14 protein-coding genes and 1 pseudogene are annotated in these 15,647 nt (G+C 48.8%); 12 read left to right on the forward strand and 3 right to left on the reverse strand.

The genetic code is table 11. The annotated features are described in order from the left end of the window. Nucleotides 1-47 precede the first annotated feature (47 nt). The 7 genes and pseudogenes from xdhC to K0036_RS02415 all read left to right on the forward strand — a co-directional run bounded on the left by xdhC (nt 48) and on the right by K0036_RS02415 (nt 5,711). Complete coding sequence (gene xdhC / locus K0036_RS02390) at nt 48-1,091, forward strand: xanthine dehydrogenase accessory protein XdhC (protein ID WP_220430646.1); 1,044 nt, start codon at nt 48-50, stop codon at nt 1,089-1,091. Continuing rightward, nucleotides 1,082-2,107 (forward strand): molybdopterin-binding protein, encoded by a 1,026-nt coding sequence (locus tag K0036_RS02395; protein ID WP_220430647.1) that lies wholly within the window; start codon nt 1,082-1,084, stop codon nt 2,105-2,107. The genes xdhC and K0036_RS02395 overlap by 10 nt, the downstream gene beginning before the upstream one ends. A 177-nt stretch (nt 2,108-2,284) precedes the next feature. Further along, nucleotides 2,285-2,493, forward strand: a pseudogene (locus K0036_RS19500) (molybdenum cofactor biosynthesis protein); the annotation flags it as partial. A gap of 75 nt (nt 2,494-2,568) precedes the next feature. Further along, a complete protein-coding gene (gene modA / locus K0036_RS02400; RefSeq protein WP_220430648.1) occupies nt 2,569-3,462 on the forward strand; it encodes a molybdate ABC transporter substrate-binding protein in 894 nt (297 codons plus the stop codon). A gap of 32 nt (nt 3,463-3,494) precedes the next feature. Then, nucleotides 3,495-4,199, forward strand: coding sequence for a molybdate ABC transporter permease subunit (gene modB, locus K0036_RS02405; RefSeq protein ID WP_220430649.1), 705 nt, complete (start codon nt 3,495-3,497; stop codon nt 4,197-4,199). A 25-nt stretch (nt 4,200-4,224) separates the two neighbouring features. Next, the gene (locus K0036_RS02410) at nt 4,225-5,274 is read left to right on the forward strand and encodes a sulfate/molybdate ABC transporter ATP-binding protein (RefSeq protein WP_220430650.1); all 1,050 of its coding nucleotides are present in this window, start codon (nt 4,225-4,227) and stop codon (nt 5,272-5,274) included. A 239-nt stretch (nt 5,275-5,513) separates the two neighbouring features. Then, entirely contained in the window at nt 5,514-5,711 is a 198-nt protein-coding gene (locus K0036_RS02415) for a hypothetical protein (RefSeq protein ID WP_220430651.1), read from the forward strand. A gap of 71 nt (nt 5,712-5,782) precedes the next feature. Here K0036_RS02415 and K0036_RS02420 read toward each other — a convergent pair whose 3' ends face one another. Further along, entirely contained in the window at nt 5,783-6,865 is a 1,083-nt protein-coding gene (locus tag K0036_RS02420; protein WP_220430652.1) for an NAD(P)-dependent oxidoreductase, read from the reverse strand. Nucleotides 6,866-6,879: 14 nt separating this feature from the next. After that, nucleotides 6,880-7,944, reverse strand: a complete 1,065-nt coding sequence (locus K0036_RS02425) for a zinc-dependent alcohol dehydrogenase (protein WP_220430653.1) — start codon at nt 7,942-7,944, stop codon at nt 6,880-6,882. 249 nt (nt 7,945-8,193) lie between these two features. Here K0036_RS02425 and K0036_RS02430 point away from each other — a divergent pair, with 249 nt between their 5' ends. From K0036_RS02430 to K0036_RS02450, 5 genes are read left to right on the forward strand one after another with little or no spacing between them, the layout of a single operon-like run. Beyond that, nucleotides 8,194-9,546 carry an MFS transporter gene (locus tag K0036_RS02430; RefSeq protein ID WP_220430654.1) on the forward strand — a complete coding sequence of 451 codons (1,353 nt, stop codon included), beginning with the start codon at nt 8,194-8,196 and terminating at the stop codon, nt 9,544-9,546. Between the two features lie 35 nt (nt 9,547-9,581). Next, entirely contained in the window at nt 9,582-10,952 is a 1,371-nt protein-coding gene (locus tag K0036_RS02435) for an MFS transporter (RefSeq protein ID WP_220430655.1), read from the forward strand. 3 nt (nt 10,953-10,955) lie between these two features. Beyond that, nucleotides 10,956-11,834 (forward strand): class II fructose-bisphosphate aldolase, encoded by an 879-nt coding sequence (locus K0036_RS02440; protein WP_220430656.1) that lies wholly within the window; start codon nt 10,956-10,958, stop codon nt 11,832-11,834. A 14-nt stretch (nt 11,835-11,848) separates the two neighbouring features. Beyond that, nucleotides 11,849-13,366, forward strand: a complete 1,518-nt coding sequence (locus K0036_RS02445) for an FGGY-family carbohydrate kinase (protein ID WP_220430657.1) — start codon at nt 11,849-11,851, stop codon at nt 13,364-13,366. An 18-nt stretch (nt 13,367-13,384) separates the two neighbouring features. Continuing rightward, nucleotides 13,385-14,563, forward strand: a complete 1,179-nt coding sequence (locus K0036_RS02450; RefSeq protein WP_220430658.1) for an iron-containing alcohol dehydrogenase — start codon at nt 13,385-13,387, stop codon at nt 14,561-14,563. Between the two features lie 51 nt (nt 14,564-14,614). On the opposite strand, the gene K0036_RS02455 is transcribed toward K0036_RS02450, so the two are convergent. Continuing rightward, a complete protein-coding gene (locus K0036_RS02455; protein WP_220430659.1) occupies nt 14,615-15,460 on the reverse strand; it encodes a hypothetical protein in 846 nt (281 codons plus the stop codon). Between the last annotated feature and the right edge of the window lie 187 nt (nt 15,461-15,647).

The following is a 15,647-nucleotide window of genomic DNA, read 5'->3' on the forward strand; positions in this document are numbered from 1 at the left end:
TGAAGTTTGAAGAGGCGCATAAGGCTGTAAAGAGAGGAAGGGGAAAGATGAGAAAATTATTCTCTATACTAAAGGATACGCTGCAGAGCGGGCAGGATGCCGTGCTGGTATCCGTGGTGGCAAGTTCGGGCTCCGCGCCCCGGGGCGCGGGAGCGCATATGCTGGTTACAAGGAAGGGGCGCGTCAGAGGGACGGTAGGCGGCGGCGCGGTAGAGCATGAGTGCATTCAGCGAGCCTTGGGAGTGCTTGACAGCAAGAACTCCCATTTGGAACAATTCAGGCTTCGCCCGAATCAGGCAGCGGATCTTGGCATGGTTTGCGGAGGAGATATAAGTGTTTTTTTCAGGTACATTTCATCGGGAGACGAACAGATGATAGATCTGGCCATAAGAGCCATCCGGATGTTTGACCAGGATCGAAAGTGCTGGCTGGCAATGGATCTTTCAAAAGAAGGGAAGGGGCAGATGTATCTTTATGAAGAAGGGGATTTGCCAAAAAAAGTGCAAGTAGCCGTATGTGCCAAAGCAAGGTCAGAGCCACAGGAGAGTCCTGCGAAATACTATTTGGAAAAATTAGTGCAAGGCAGCAAAGTTTATATTTTCGGCGGCGGCCATGTGGCCCAGGAGGCGGTTCCTACGCTTGCAAGGGTCAATTTTGACTGTATTGTACTGGAAGACAGGGAAGACTTTGCAAAGCCGGAATTATTTCCGGGGGCGAGAAGGACGCGGCTGGTTGATATGGAGCATCTGGAAGAAGTATGCAGGGATATCACGTCCGATGACTATATCTGTGTCATGACCAGAGGCCACCAGCACGACTTTCTGGTAGAAAAGCAGATTTTGCGCACGCCGGCATCTTACATCGGAGTGATCGGAAGCAGAAAAAAGAAGGAGGCGGTCTTTGCAAAACTCCGCCAGGAGGGGTATACAGACCAGGATCTGGCAAGGATCAAGACGCCGATGGGGCTGGATATCCAGGCAGAGACGCCAGCAGAAATAGCGGTCAGCATTGCGGCGGAGATGATTATGGAGCGAGCCCGCCGCAATCACATCGAGAGACCAAACGAAGGAGGGAAAGAGCCATGCGTCTGATTAAGACGGAGGAAGCAGCTGGCCATGTGCTTTGCCATGATATCACGCAGATCATCAAGGGAGTGACCAAGGATGCCGTATTCAGAAAAGGCCATATCGTGAGAGAAGAGGATATCCCAGTACTTCTTTCCGTGGGAAAAGAGAATCTCTATGTCTGGGAGAAGCAGGAAGGTATCCTGCATGAGAATGAAGCCGCGCAGATTTTGTGCCGGATGTGCAAGGGGGCCAATATGCACCCGACGGAGGTCAAGGAAGGCAAGATTGAACTGATCGCAGACTGCGACGGCTTATTAAAGATTGATGTGGAGAAGATGAATGCGGTAAACCGTCTGGGAGAGATGATGATTGCCAGCCGTCACGGCAACTTTCCGGTAAAGAAAGGCGACAAGATTGCGGGAACCAGGATTATCCCGCTGGTCATTGAAGAAGAGAAGATGAGGCGGGCAGAGGCCCTGACACAGGGAGAACCGATTTTCCAGATCGTGACTTACCAAAAGAAGCGCGCAGGAGTTATCACTACCGGAAGTGAAGTATATAAGCACCGGATTGAGGATAATTTCACCCCCGTGATCGAAACTAAGCTAAAGGAATATGGCGTGGAGATGGAAGACCATGCGGTCTGCGATGACAAGCCGGAAATGATTACAGAAGCCATACATAAGATGCTCGATAAAGGAATGGACATGATCATTTGCACAGGAGGCATGAGCGTGGATCCGGATGACCGTACGCCGCTGGCGATCAAGAACGTGGCGGAGGATATCGTGACTTATGGCGCGCCGGTTCTTCCGGGGGCAATGTTCATGCTGGCTTATTACAATGGAGATATTCCCGTCATGGGATTGCCGGGCTGCGTCATGTATGCGAAAAGGACCATATTTGATCTGGTGCTTCCAAGAGTGCTGTGCAACGAGAAGTTAAAAGCAGAAGATTTGTCCAGACTTGGACAGGGAGGCTTATGCTTGTCCTGTCCTACTTGTACGTTTCCAAATTGCGGGTTCGGAAAAGGAGCGTAATCGATGAAGGATCAATATGGCAGGGAGATCGATTACCTGGCTCGGGCGGAATCTTAAAACTATGCCTCCATTACGAGAGCGATCGGAATATAAAGGCATTGATGAGAAATAGAGCAGACGATGCCAGACTGAAAGAATAGTAAAAACAGTCTGTATCGGCGAACGCAGAGGTACTCAGGCTTTGGTCTTCCAAGCCTGCCGGTGGGAACGGTGTTTCGCTGCAATGATGTGCTGCTTGAGATGACGCAGTTTGGGAAGGAACGCCACTCCCCTTGCCAGATCTATCAGAAGATGGGGAATGCATTATGCCGGCCCAAGGCGTATTTGCAAAGGTTTTAACGGGCGGCATGATAGCGGCAGGTGAAGAGAGAAGTATTGAGAAGTGAAGGCCTTTTTTCGTAGCATCTTGCTTTTCAAAAGAAGCCGTATTGGGAATACGATAAATAAAAGGAGAAAGTTTTATGAAAAAGAGAGTGGTGGCAGTATTTATGGCAGCAATGATGGTATTAGGACTTGCAAGTTGCGGAAGCAGCGAGGCAAAGAAGACGGATGGCAAGGACAAGAAGGCCTCGGAGGAATCCAAGAAGGATGACGCAGATGAGACGGAGATCCAAGTGTTTATCGCGGCAAGCCTGAATACCGTCATGACGGAAATCGCGGAAAAGTATAATAAAGACAATCCGGATGTGAAGATTACCTTCAATGCGGATAGTTCCGGCACCCTGCTGACCCAGATCGAGGAAGGGTATGAATGTGATATTTTCTTTTCGGCTGCCCAGAAGCAGATGGATCAGCTGGAACAGGATGGGCTGGTCCGTGAAGGAACCCGCGCAAATGTGGTGAATAACCAGGTGGTGCTTGTGACCCGGAAGGACAGCGGAACCAAGGCAAGCGGACTTGAGAACCTGAAGGATGCCCGGAGCATCGCGCTGGCAGGCGGAAGCGTTCCGGTGGGCAAGTACACCAGGCAGGCGCTTGTGAATCTGGGCATCCTGGAAAAGACGGATGAGCCCGATGCAGTCACTACGGAACAAGTATCAGAAGCGCTTGGCGGCGTGGAGATCAGCGAGCAGGATAATGTAAGCAAGGTTCTGGCAGCAGTGGTGGAAGGCTCCTGCGAAGTAGGCACCACGTATTATTCCGATACCTATGGTTATGAGGATGATCTGGATATACTGGAGACGGTAGGCTACGATCTGACAGGAAACGTGATTTACCCGATCTGCCTGGTAGATAATCAAGAAGCGGATGAGGCCCAGAGCAGGGCTGCAAAAGATTTTTATGATTATGTGTTATCCGAGGATGCCAGCGAGATTTTCTACAATTATTATTTTGACACCAACGTACAGAGATAAACAGAATGAGATACCAAAAGGAGGAATCATCTATGGAGGAAATATGCGCAGTCCTGCGGGACTTGGACTGGAGCCCGCTTTATATCTCACTGAAGACAGGAGCGGTGGCAACCGTAATCTCCTTTTTCCTGGGGTTATTCGCAGCCAGGAAGGTGATCAAGGCAGGTCCGAAAATAAAGGCTGTGGCGGATGGGCTGCTTACGCTTCCCATGGTGCTGCCACCTACAGTGGCGGGCTTCTTCCTTCTTCTTCTGTTCAGCAGAAGAAGGCCGCTTGGCATGTTCCTGTATGATCAATTCGATATCAAAGTGGTACAAAGCTGGCTTGGATGCATTATTGCGGCGACGGTGATCGCATTCCCGCTGATGTACCGGAATGCCAGGGCAGCGTTTGAGCAGATCGATGTAAATCTGGTCTATGCAGGACGGACTCTGGGGATGAGCGAGGCTAAGATTTTCTGGAAAGTAGTGATTCCTACGGCGGGGCCCGGGATTATCTCAGGAACCATCCTGACATTTGCGAGAGCACTGGGAGAGTACGGGGCCACTTCCATGCTTGCCGGAAACATTCCCGGCAAGACCGGGACTATTTCCCAGAAGATTGCCATGGTCATCCAGGATGGCGATTATCTGACTGCGGGAGTCTGGGTAATAATCGTGCTTATCATCGCATTTGTCGTCATCTTCCTGATGAATCTTTTCACCGGCAGGAATATGAAAAACGTCAAGCGCTGGTAAAAATACGGACAGAAGGAGAAGGGCAGTGGCAATCGAAGTTAGGATGAAGAAGAAATTGGGAAATTTTCAATTGGATATTGATTTTAAAACGGATGAGAACCGGATCGGCATCCTGGGAGCCTCAGGCTGCGGAAAAAGCATGACTTTGAAATGCATCGCAGGCATCGAGACGCCGGATGAGGGGCGGATCATTGTGGATGGGACGCTGCTGTATGATTCGGCGAAAAAGATCAGCCTGAAGCCCCAGAAGAGACATATCGGCTACCTCTTCCAGAATTACGCCCTGTTCCCTACCATGACGGTGGAGGAGAATATAGCAGCAGGACTACAGGGAGGGAAAGAGGAGAAACGAAGAAAGGTTGCAAAGATGATGGAAAAGTTCCAGCTGCTGGGGCTTGGAAAGCAGCTGCCGGGGGAACTCTCTGGCGGCCAGCAGCAGAGGGTGGCTTTGGCAAGGATCATGGCCTATGAGCCGGAAGCCATCCTGCTGGACGAGCCGTTCTCCGCATTGGATGAATTCTTGAAAGACAGGCTTGCGCAGGAGATGCTGGACCTGCTGAAGGATTACCGGGGAACGGTCATTCTCGTATCCCACAGCCGGGACGAGATCTACCGGTTTACCAGGGAACTTCTGACTATGGCGGATGGAAGGCAGATTAGTTACGGAGACACCCGGGAGATCTTTGCAAACCCAGGGAGGAAGGAGACGGCACGCCTGACCGGGTGCAAGAACATTACAGGGGCGAGAAGGATAGACCACTGTCATCTTGAAGTGCCGGAATGGGGGATTACTCTGCGCTTGAATGAAAACATCCCGGAAAAGGTGGCGTTCGTCGGATTCCGGGCCCATGAATTTGTCCCCGTGTGGGGTGAGGCGGAGAGTAACTGCATTCCTGTGAACATTAAAAGCAGCGCAGCCCTGCCATTTGAAAGAAAGTATTTCCTGGCGGGCGCAGAGGGAAGCGAGGAGGATATCTGCTGGTTTCTGCAAAAGGATAAATGGCCTTTGATCGACAGGAAGGGAATGCCGGACTTCCTTATGATGCCGGAAGAGAAGATCTTGCTGCTGGAATAGCGATACCATTTCTTTTTTTCATGGCTGTGGTAGAATACGACTAATGGAACGTGTTTAAGATAGGGGAGAGAGTTGAGCATGTATAAGCGGATGGATCCTGTCATAGCAATGCAAAAGGAGGGATAAAAGTGGTCGAATTAAATGAAGAAGCAAAAGAATACATGCAAAGGTTCGGCTGGAAGCATGTGGTACTTAATGTTGAGAGTATAACCAGCTGATGCGCGCCTCCGTATAAGGAGATGTCGGTAAGTTTTACCGATGAGGATGAAGTGGCGATGCTGGAGAAGGGGTATGAGACGGACCAAAGCGAGTTGGGAAACGTATATTACCCAAGGGAGGGAATAAAAATCCCGGATCATATTATCGTAAAGTATGTAGAATATCCCTGGGTCACCTGCTTCGAGGTGGAAGGGATAGAAATCATCAAAGCAAGTTGATAGGGCTGGCTAAAAGGGGAAGAAATCTGCTGGATTTCTTCCCCTTTAGCGTAATTCCCTAATATCCTTGGCTATCTATTGTTCAGATATCCACGGATTTTCCCGCCACGTTCTGTAAATGCCTGCGTGCTGAGAACAGAAGCATCGTAGATATGGTCCACATCCTGCGCATTGAGAAAACGAATAATGTTTTCAGTGGCCGCTTTGGAGTGGAAGGTGATTCTGTCAATGCTGCATCCGGCAAAATGCGGTGTAAGTAGGATGCGGGATGGATCCAGTTTCAGAAGCGGGTCGTCCTGGCTGAGGGGCTCATTATCATATACGTCTAGGGCGGCCCGTATTTTTCCGGAACTGACCGCCGCGATGAGGGCGGATGTGTCCATGAGGGCGGCTCGTCCGGTGTTGATCAGGCATGCATCCTGTTTCATCAGTGACAGTTCCCTTGCGCCGATCATGCCTTTTGTCTCCTCTGATACGCGGGCCAGAAGGCTGATATAGTCAGAAGTCCTCATCAGCGTGTCGAGATCGACCAGTTCGATGCCATAAGATTTCATGGTTTCCCTATCTGCATAAGGGTCGAAGGCCTGGATCTTCATGCCGAAGGCCTGCGCGCGGGTAGCGAGGCCCACGCCGTTGCGGCCGGCGCCGACTAGGCCAAGGGTTTTGCCGTACAACTCGCGGCTCTGATCTATGACTTTGAAGAAACTATAGTAACGGTCGGGATCCTCCTGCTCGGTTTCTTTGGACCACAGACCACTGTAGAGTGCCTGGTTTGCCCAGATAAGGGGTCTGGCCATGGCTAGCATGAGCATCATCGTGTGCTCTGGCACCACCCGTTCGCATCTTCCGGCGCTGAACAGAACCGGGATTCCCAGTTCTTTGCAAGTCTGGACATCGATATTCTCTTCCGGGCCGTCACGGACGCTCAAAATCAGTTTTAAATCAGGGGCAGCCTTGATGATGTCGTCTGTGACTTTGTCGTAGCCAACAATAAAAATATCTGCATCCTGAAGTTCGTCTTTTAACTCTTCCTTTGTCAGCATCTCCCGGAAATCCTGATTAATGCTGAATCCTCTGCGCCGGACTTCTGCAAAGGCCTCGAGTTTTTCTATATAATCTTGGTCAAATTCTGCTGTACATAGTATCTTTAACATATCTTCGCCTCAAGCTATTCAATTGGAGTTAAAATGACTTTGGTTGCTTCCTGGCTGATGGTCAGTTCAAAGCCCCTGTTAAAATCGGACAGAGGCATTCTGTGCGAGATGATACTCTTTAAATCCAGGATGCCGGCGGCTGCGAGGGAGATGTTGTTTCTCCAGGATATGGTGTTGTATCCCATATGGCCCCGGATGGTGATGGACTTGACATTTACGTCGTTCAGTCCATAACCATAGGGCGCATCGTTCATGCCGATACGGATGACTCTGCCGATTGGCCGGACCATCTGGGTGGCCTGGTTCAGACAGATCGGGGCTCCGGCGGCATCCACAACAACGGCGACTCCGTCCGGTCCGGCAATTTCTCTGACTTTTTCTACAATATTAGGTTCTTCGTCAGAAGCCAGGATATGTGTGGCTCCTAATTTCTTTCCAAGTTCAAATCTAGTTTTTTTATCTTTGGACATTCCAATCAAGATGATCTTGGCAGCTCCTGCAATTTTACCAAGTTGAACAGTCATAAGCCCCAGCGTTCCGGCACCGAATACAACCAGATTATCGCCGGGCATGATTCCGCCTTCCTGGATTACTGCCTTGTATGCGTTGCTGGCTGGCTCCAGTACTGTGGCCTCCTCAAAAGAAAGGTTGTCCGGAATATGGAACATACAGTTTGGATAAAGGCGCAGAATCTGTTCGGGAATCTTCACATATTTAGTAAATCCTCCGTCCATGCTGCAGCCAAGGGTCTCTCTGTGTTCGCAGCTGACGAAATTACCACTTTGGCATGCTGGACAACGCCCGCAGGCATAGCCTGTGTTTTCGGATACGACCCGGTCGCCCGGTTTCCAGAATGGATCTACGTTTTTTCCTGCTTTTGCAATGACGCCGGCGAATTCGTGGCCTAATACCATAGGATATCCGCCGAGGCCGTCCATGGTGCCGTCGTAAAAGTGAACATCGCCTCCGCAGATACCGGCAGCTTTTATTTCTAATAGGATATCGCCGTCACCGATTTCTGGTACAGGAACGTCTCTTAATTCAGTTTTTCCTTTGCCATATAATACTACTGCTTTCATATTACAATTCCTCCTTTGTTAATGGTATTTGTTGATGAAACAATAGCATTATATAGTAAAAATGTCAATATTTAAATCAAAATATGTATAAAAGTAGGGAAAAATGTTGACACGAAAAATGTAATATGATATAAAATAATTAATATAAAACTTGCAAAGTAATATTACAGAAACGAAGCAAGATTATATACGTTGCAGCGGACGTAATGAAAAACAAGTAGGGAAAGGGACGTAAAGGAGGTTATATTTATGAACGACAGCAGACTGAAGCTAGGAATGAAAGAGAAGATATGCTATGGGGCGGGCGATGTATCGGCCAATTTGATTTACACGACAGCCTCTACATATCTGATTTATTTCTGGACAACGGTATATGGAATATCTGCGGCGGCGACAGCGACCTTATCGCTGGTTGTAGGAATTTGGGATGCGGTGTTTAATCCGATCATGGGATTGGTGGCGGACAGGACAAAATCAAAATGGGGACGCTACCGTCCATGGCTCTTATGGGGATCTATTCCTCTTGCCATATTCTCCGTTCTGTGTTTTATGACGCCAAGTATGGGAGATGGAGGGAAGCTTGTATGGGCATATGTAATGTTCTTTGGCATGAAGACGTTCTTCACGGCTGTGAATGTGCCGTATGGCGTTATGTGTAATGTCATGACCCAGGATATTAAAGAGAGAATGTCTTTGTCTACCTTTAAGAACATGGGATCTGACGTGGCAAATATTTTCGGTTCCTACTGTCTTCTTCCATTGGTGCTGTTTTTTGGAAAAGGAGAACAGACGCAAGGGTATTTTAAAGCGGCGGCTCTTTTGGCGGTTATTGGATTCCTGTGCCTGATGAGCACATTCCTGGGCTGCAAAGAGCGGGTCGTACAGAACGAAAAAGAAACGATGTCTCTGGCTCAGTCTGTAAAGGCCTTGAAAGGAAACCGGGCAGCATGGGTCATGATCCTTGTAATGCTCATTATGAACACTGCCGTCATCTTTAAATTTGCATGGAATTCCTTCTATTGCGAATTTTATCTTGGAAATCCGGGAATTATCGGAATTACGGCAGCAATCGCGTTTGCGGTAGGGCTGTTGTCCAAACCGCTTGTGCCGGTCGTGTCCAATAAGATTGGCAAGAAAAACACGCTGATCGCGGGATGCATCATTCTGATTCTAAACGGAATTACCTTTTGGTTTGGCGGAGACAACGTTGCAATGGTATATGTGGGGGCAGTCCTCTTTGGTCTGACGCTGACTTTTACCTTTACGCCGATCTGGGGCATGGTTCCGGATAGCATTGAATACGGCGAATGGTCAAGCGGTATTCGGGCGCCTGGGTTTATCTATGCCACAGCAACATTTGCAAATAAGCTGGGGGTTGCCATTTCCGGATGGCTGGTAGGCGTCGTGCTTGCTGCAACCGGATTTGATGGAACCGCGGCTGCTCAGGCTGCGGGAGTGGCTCCAGCTATCCGCATGGCTATGACGGCTGTCTTAGTTGCGGGCGGCATCCTGACGATTATCGCACTGATACCGTATGATTTGACCGCGGAAAAATACGATAAGATGCTCGAAGAGATTCAGGATAGGAAAAAAGACAAATAGACGCTTTCGCAGATTTATAAAAAGGAATTGAGAATATGAAGAATGGTAAACTCGGATTAAATGAAAAGATAGCCTATTCTATGGGGGATGTGTCGGCAAACCTGCTGGCCACCTTTATAGGCAGTTATGCAATGTTCTTCTATACAGAGGTGTACGGCCTGCCTGCTATGGCGGTGGGAACCATGTTCCTGGTGGCAAATATCTGGGATGCAGTCAATGACCCTATGATGGGATTTCTGGCAGATAAGTCAAAACACAGAAAGGGAGGGGCATACCGGCCATGGATTAAGAGGGCGGCCATACCATTGGGACTGTTTTTTATCCTTCAATTCACCTGCCCTAACCTGAGCATGGCGGGAAAACTAGTCTGGGCCTATGTGACCTATATTGGAACGGATATGCTGTTTACCGTGGTCAATGTGCCGTACGGAGTCCTTAACAACGTGATGACGGCGGACATGAATGAACGGACCGTGCTTTCAACCTTCCGGAATATAGGCTCCAATATCGGAAGTATGCTGGTTAGTTACGGAACTATCCCGCTGGTGGCGTATCTGGGAGCCGGAAATGATGTGAAAGGCTATCAGATGACGGCGGTCGTTTTTGCGGTGATCAGTACTTTGGCTCTTTTCTGGCTTTGTGCTGGAACGAAGGAGAGACTAAAGCCGGCCAAAAATGATCTGAAGGTAAAAGAGTCCCTGAAAGTGATTTTTACAAATAAACCGGCTCTGTGTATTGTGGTATCTATGTTTTTTTTCAACACAACAGTCAATTTCAAATTTGCATATAATATTTATTATTGTGCCGCATATATGAACCGGGCAGACCTGACCAATATTATTGGAACTTTGATTTTCTTCGTAGCAATGGTAGTGCTGGTCGTGATCCCAAAGCTCACTGAGAAAATCGGGAAGAGGAATATGCTGTTTCTGGGAGGCGCGCTTTATGTAATTGACGGAGTGGCGTTTCTCCTGGGAGGACACAGTGTTCCCATGCTTTATGCAACAGCAGTGCTGTTTGGATTCTGCTTAAGTTTCAGTTTCCCTATTCTGTGGGGGACGATTCCGGATACGGTTGAATATGGACAGTGGAAGACTGGAATACGGGCGCCGGGATCTATTTATTCTGCATGTACCTTTGCCAATAAACTGGCACAGGGAGCATCCGGATGGATTCTGGGCATCGTACTGACGGTGATCGGATATTCCCAAGGCTCTGCCGTACAGGCGACGGGAGTGCTTCAAGGCATCTACTGGTCCAATGCGCTGGTCCTGATCATCGGCGGCATCCTTGGAGCGGCAGCGGTCATTCCGTACAAGCTGAGCAAAAAAGTGTATGACGGGATAGTAGAGGAACTGGAAGAAAAAAGAGTATTGGATGAAGAGAATACAGAAAGTGAGGAATAAAAAATGGCCCTTGTTACTTTGAAACAAATATTACTTGAGACACGCGAAAAAAAATATGCGGTGCCGTCTATCGGGGCGGATAACCATGTGCTGTTCGAGGCAGTGCTGGCGCAGGCGGAGGAAGAGAACAAACCGGTGATTCTAATGATCCCGGGGGTCCTTCTCTCTCAGCTGGATGCCCGCTTTTTTGACTATGCAAGGCAAAGAATCCAGTTGTCAAGCGTGCCGGTCTGCCTGCATCTGGATCACGCTGCTTCCTATGAGGAATGTATGAATGGCATAAAATATGGATTTTCTTCTCTGATGATCGACGGATCCGCCCTTCCCTTTGAAGAAAACGTGGCCTTGACCAAGCGGGTGGTAGAGGCAGCCGCACCATGCGGCATCAGCGTAGAGGCCGAGATCGGTCATGTAGCAGGAGGCGAAGGAAACGACAATGACGGAAATGAAGTGGATACGAATGCGTTTACAGACCCACAGGAGGCTGTGGCCTTTGTGGAACAGACAGGAGTAGATGCGCTGGCGATTGCTTTTGGAACGGTACATGGCGTGTATAAAGGGACGCCAAAACTGGAACTTCAACTGCTGGATGAGATTAGAAGCAAGGTCGATATCCCGATTGTCATGCATGGTGGTTCAGGTCTTGCGGATGAGGATTTCAGGAATGCGGTTGCCCATGGCATCAGCAAGATCAATTTCTGTACGGGCCTGTTTTTGAGCACGACGGAAGCAGCCAGAAAGGCAATTGATGAAAACGGCGGACGTATGCAGCTTCCTGCAGTATTGGGCGTCATACATAAGAGGGCTCGGGAGGAAATGGCACATTTATTTGAAGTATACCATACTCAGCCGCTGGCACTTGAGAATATCGCACATAAATAGAGAGTGGGAACACAATGCAGAAATATTTGATGGGTATAGACAGAGGGACAACAAATGTGAAAGCCGGACTCTACCACCTGGATGGAACAGAAGCCGCAGTTTCAGGACAGGCGTGTGAGGAGGTAAAAAGCCCAAGAACAGGATATGCGGAACAGAATATGGAGCGTATCTGGCAGGATACGGCCAGAGCGATCCGTGGTCTTTGGGATCATGGATTCAGACCGGAAGAGGTTATCGGGGTCGGGCTGAGCGGTCAGGGCGGAGGCATGTTTCTGGTAGATGAATCGGGTGTGCCAGTCAGGGAAGGAATCGTATCCCTGGACAGCCGGGTGGCCTGTGAAGCAGAAAAATGGAAGCAGGAAGGGCTGCACCGGGAATTCTTAGAACTTTGGAAGGATGGCAATTCGACACTGCCACAGGCTCTGCTATATTGGATGAAGGAGAAAGAGCCGGACCAATACCGAAAATGTAAATGGATGCTTCAGTGCAAAGATTGGATCCGGTATCGGCTTACTGGAAGTATCCGCTATGAAATTACGGATGCCAGCAATGGCTTCCTGATCGACAAGGCGTATGCATATCAGTTGGGAGTGCTTGATGAATACGGCATATCTGAGGCTAGAGAACTATTTCCGGAACTCATAAAACCCTGGGATCTGGCCGGAACCGTTACAGAGGTGGCGGCAAGAGACACAGGGCTGCTGCCGGGAACGCCGGTTTGCGGAGGCGGGCATGATGTGGCCATGGCGGCATTTGGCAGTGGATGTGTATATAAGGATCAATTGTCCTGCGTGCTTGGAACCTGGGGACTGAATCTGCTTTTGATCGAACATCCGCATCCTATGATGGAGCATTATGGAAAGATCATTCTCAGTGCTGTGCCGGATATGTACCTTTTCATGAACGGAGGAAGCACCGGAAGTTCTCTGGAATGGTTCATGGACAGATTTTGTGAAGAAGAGAAAAGTGAAGCAGAAGAAAGAGGAGTCAGCGTATATGAGGTGGTGGAAGAGAGGATCCTTGAGGGAGAGAATGCGTCCAGATCTTCGGTGATCTGCCATCCATACACAGAACCGCTTCTCATGATGCCTGGATATGAAAATGCGCAGGCGGGCTTTTACGGAATGACGGCCAGGACGACAAAAGGGCAGCTCTTAAGAGCCGTGCTGGAAGGAATCGCCATAGAGACGGCTCTGTTTCTGGAAGTATCCAGAAATGCGGCAGATCGCCTGGATGCCATCTATCTTACCGGGGGTGGGGCATCTAACCGGCTCCTGGCTCAGATGATTGCCGATGCTGCAAGAGTTAAGGTGCGTATTATGGATATCCGGGAATCTGGCTGCAGGGGCGCAGCGCTTACAGCTGGGATCGCGGTTGGCGTATTCAGGGATCATGCAGAGGCAGGCAGCCTTCCCATCCGGATAAGGGAGGAATTCGTCCCGGATGAATCCGGGGGCGCAAAATATATAGAAGAAAAGATGAAGAAATCGAAACGGATTGCCAAGGCAATGGAAGAAATCTGGAATCATTAGAAGACGGAGGAAAAAGAAATGGACAGTTATCGTTATGATAATCATACAGTACTGATTTTCGGAAAAGACAAGCACAAGACTGTGGGGCAGGAGATCAAGAAATATGCGGACAAGGTCATGGTCGTATATTACGGACAGCCTTATGAACTTCCGATTATCAATGAAATTAAGGAATCTCTGGAGAAGGAGCAGATCCGGTATGTGGATTTTACCGGCGTGAAGCCTAATCCCGAGATGGGTCCTGTGCTGGAAGGGGTGGAGACCGCGCGTAGAGAAGGCGTCCAGTTTATACTTGCTGTTGGAGGCGGAAGCGTTATTGATACGGCAAAGGCAATCGGTGCAGGCGTCTTGGCGGGCGACAATATCCGGGGCCTATGGATCGGAGAGAAGCAGCTTGAAGATACTCTGCCCACGGGCGTAGTACTTACGTTTCCAGCCACAGGCAGCGAGTCCTCCGGCACATCCACCATTACAGACAAAGAGGTAGGGGTCAAGCTGGGGCTTGTGGACGACAGGATCCGGCCGCGGTTTGCGATCCTGAATCCAGAACTTACCTATACGCTTCCGCCATACCAGACCTTCTGCGGCATTACAGATATGATGAGTCACGCCATGGAGCGTTATTTTTCCAAGACAACGGATACGAATCTGGTAGACCGGATGGCAGAAGGGCTACTGCGGACGGTTATGAATGCGGCAGCCGTGCTTCTGGAAAGACCGGATGATTATGCGGCCAGATCTGAAGTGATGCTGGCGGCAACTCTGGCGCACTGTGATCTGCTGGGGTTTGGCAAAGAAGCAGATTGCGTATCGCATGCAGTGGGCATGGCTATCAGCAGCTACAATGATACTGCGCACGGGGCGACGCTATCTGTCATTACGCCCGCATGGATGAAATATGTCTATAAGGACAATCTGGATCTGTTCGTGAGGTTTGCGGTTAATGTCTTTGGGATTTCCTCTGACTTCCAAAATAAAGAAGCAACGGCAAGGGAAGGCATTACGAGACTGGAGCAATTCTTCCGGAGGATCCATATGCCGACGACTCTTGCGGAGGTGGGCATAGATGCGGAGGATGAATCAGTGCTTGGTACTTTGGTAGAGATGGCTCAGCTTCAGATGGGTGATGGCATGTGGGGATCTCTTGTGAAAGCAACGCCAAAGAATTGCTATGAGATTCTAAAATTAGCAAAATAGTGAAGAAAGTAAAGCGCAGGGACACGTCAAACGTATCCCTGCTTATTTTTATTATAATTCTATTCCATTTCTTTTCTGCCGCTTTCTCGTCTGCGCCGTGTTATAAGAGGTGCGGCATTTGGGGGAACAGTATTCTGTGCGCTGGTCCGGCGTAATAAAATATTTTCCGCAGTTCTTGCACATGCGGACATGCTTCTGGTCCCCAGTGGAGAAGGTGATAAATGCAAGAATGATGCTTGGTTTTAATCCCACGGCACATGCTGCCAGTTCGGGAAATTTCCCAGGCTCGTTCCGGAAATACAGGCGGCAGTGCTCCACTCGCTTCAATTTGCTGGTGCGGTTGATGGTAAAAATGTTAAGCAGGTCTAAAAAGAACAGGGTAAAACTTCCGACCGGGATGATAATGGTGTCCTGCATGCTGATTTTTGTAGATAAAAATGTTTTGAGGAACGTGTTGGGGGATTCCTCATCAGAGGGCGCATGCTGGGTAAGTATGGAATACTCCAGGGGAAGTATGGCTTTTACATCCCGATCCAGCTCCCATTCTGGAATGCCATATTTTTCGCTAAAAGCAAGAAGCGTATTGAGGATGAGCGTCACCTCGGGGTTGTCCCTGTCGAGAAAAAAGTCGTCCTTTTTCCAGAATATGCGCTCAGTTACAATAGAATTTTCACTTTCTTTTGCGAGAAAGCGCATATAGCCTTTGCAGGAGGTGATGACCTGGGCAACCGATATGATGTCCATGATCAGGCCATCAATGTCTGCGATAGGATCGATCTCTTTGGAAATTGCATCTTTGGCTGGTGTGATATATAGTATTTTATCCTGCTCCATAATACGATATTTAGAAAAGACAACATTTTGTCCTTTGATTGTGGAAAACTGTAAGTTTGTCATAACATCCTCCGTTAAACTGTAATATGTATATGTTACATTATATATCTATAATATCACAGTTAGAATAAAGATAAAACCCCTTATTCACCAGAGGAAATAGGATTATCTGTTTCTATATATGTAATAGGATTTGTATAAAATTTTCTTACCGTGATTTTTGGAAGAAATATCCAGATTGATGGTAAGA

It is taken from the genome of [Clostridium] scindens (genome assembly GCF_019597925.1).
In the GTDB taxonomy this organism is placed as follows: domain Bacteria; phylum Bacillota; class Clostridia; order Lachnospirales; family Lachnospiraceae; genus Clostridium_AP.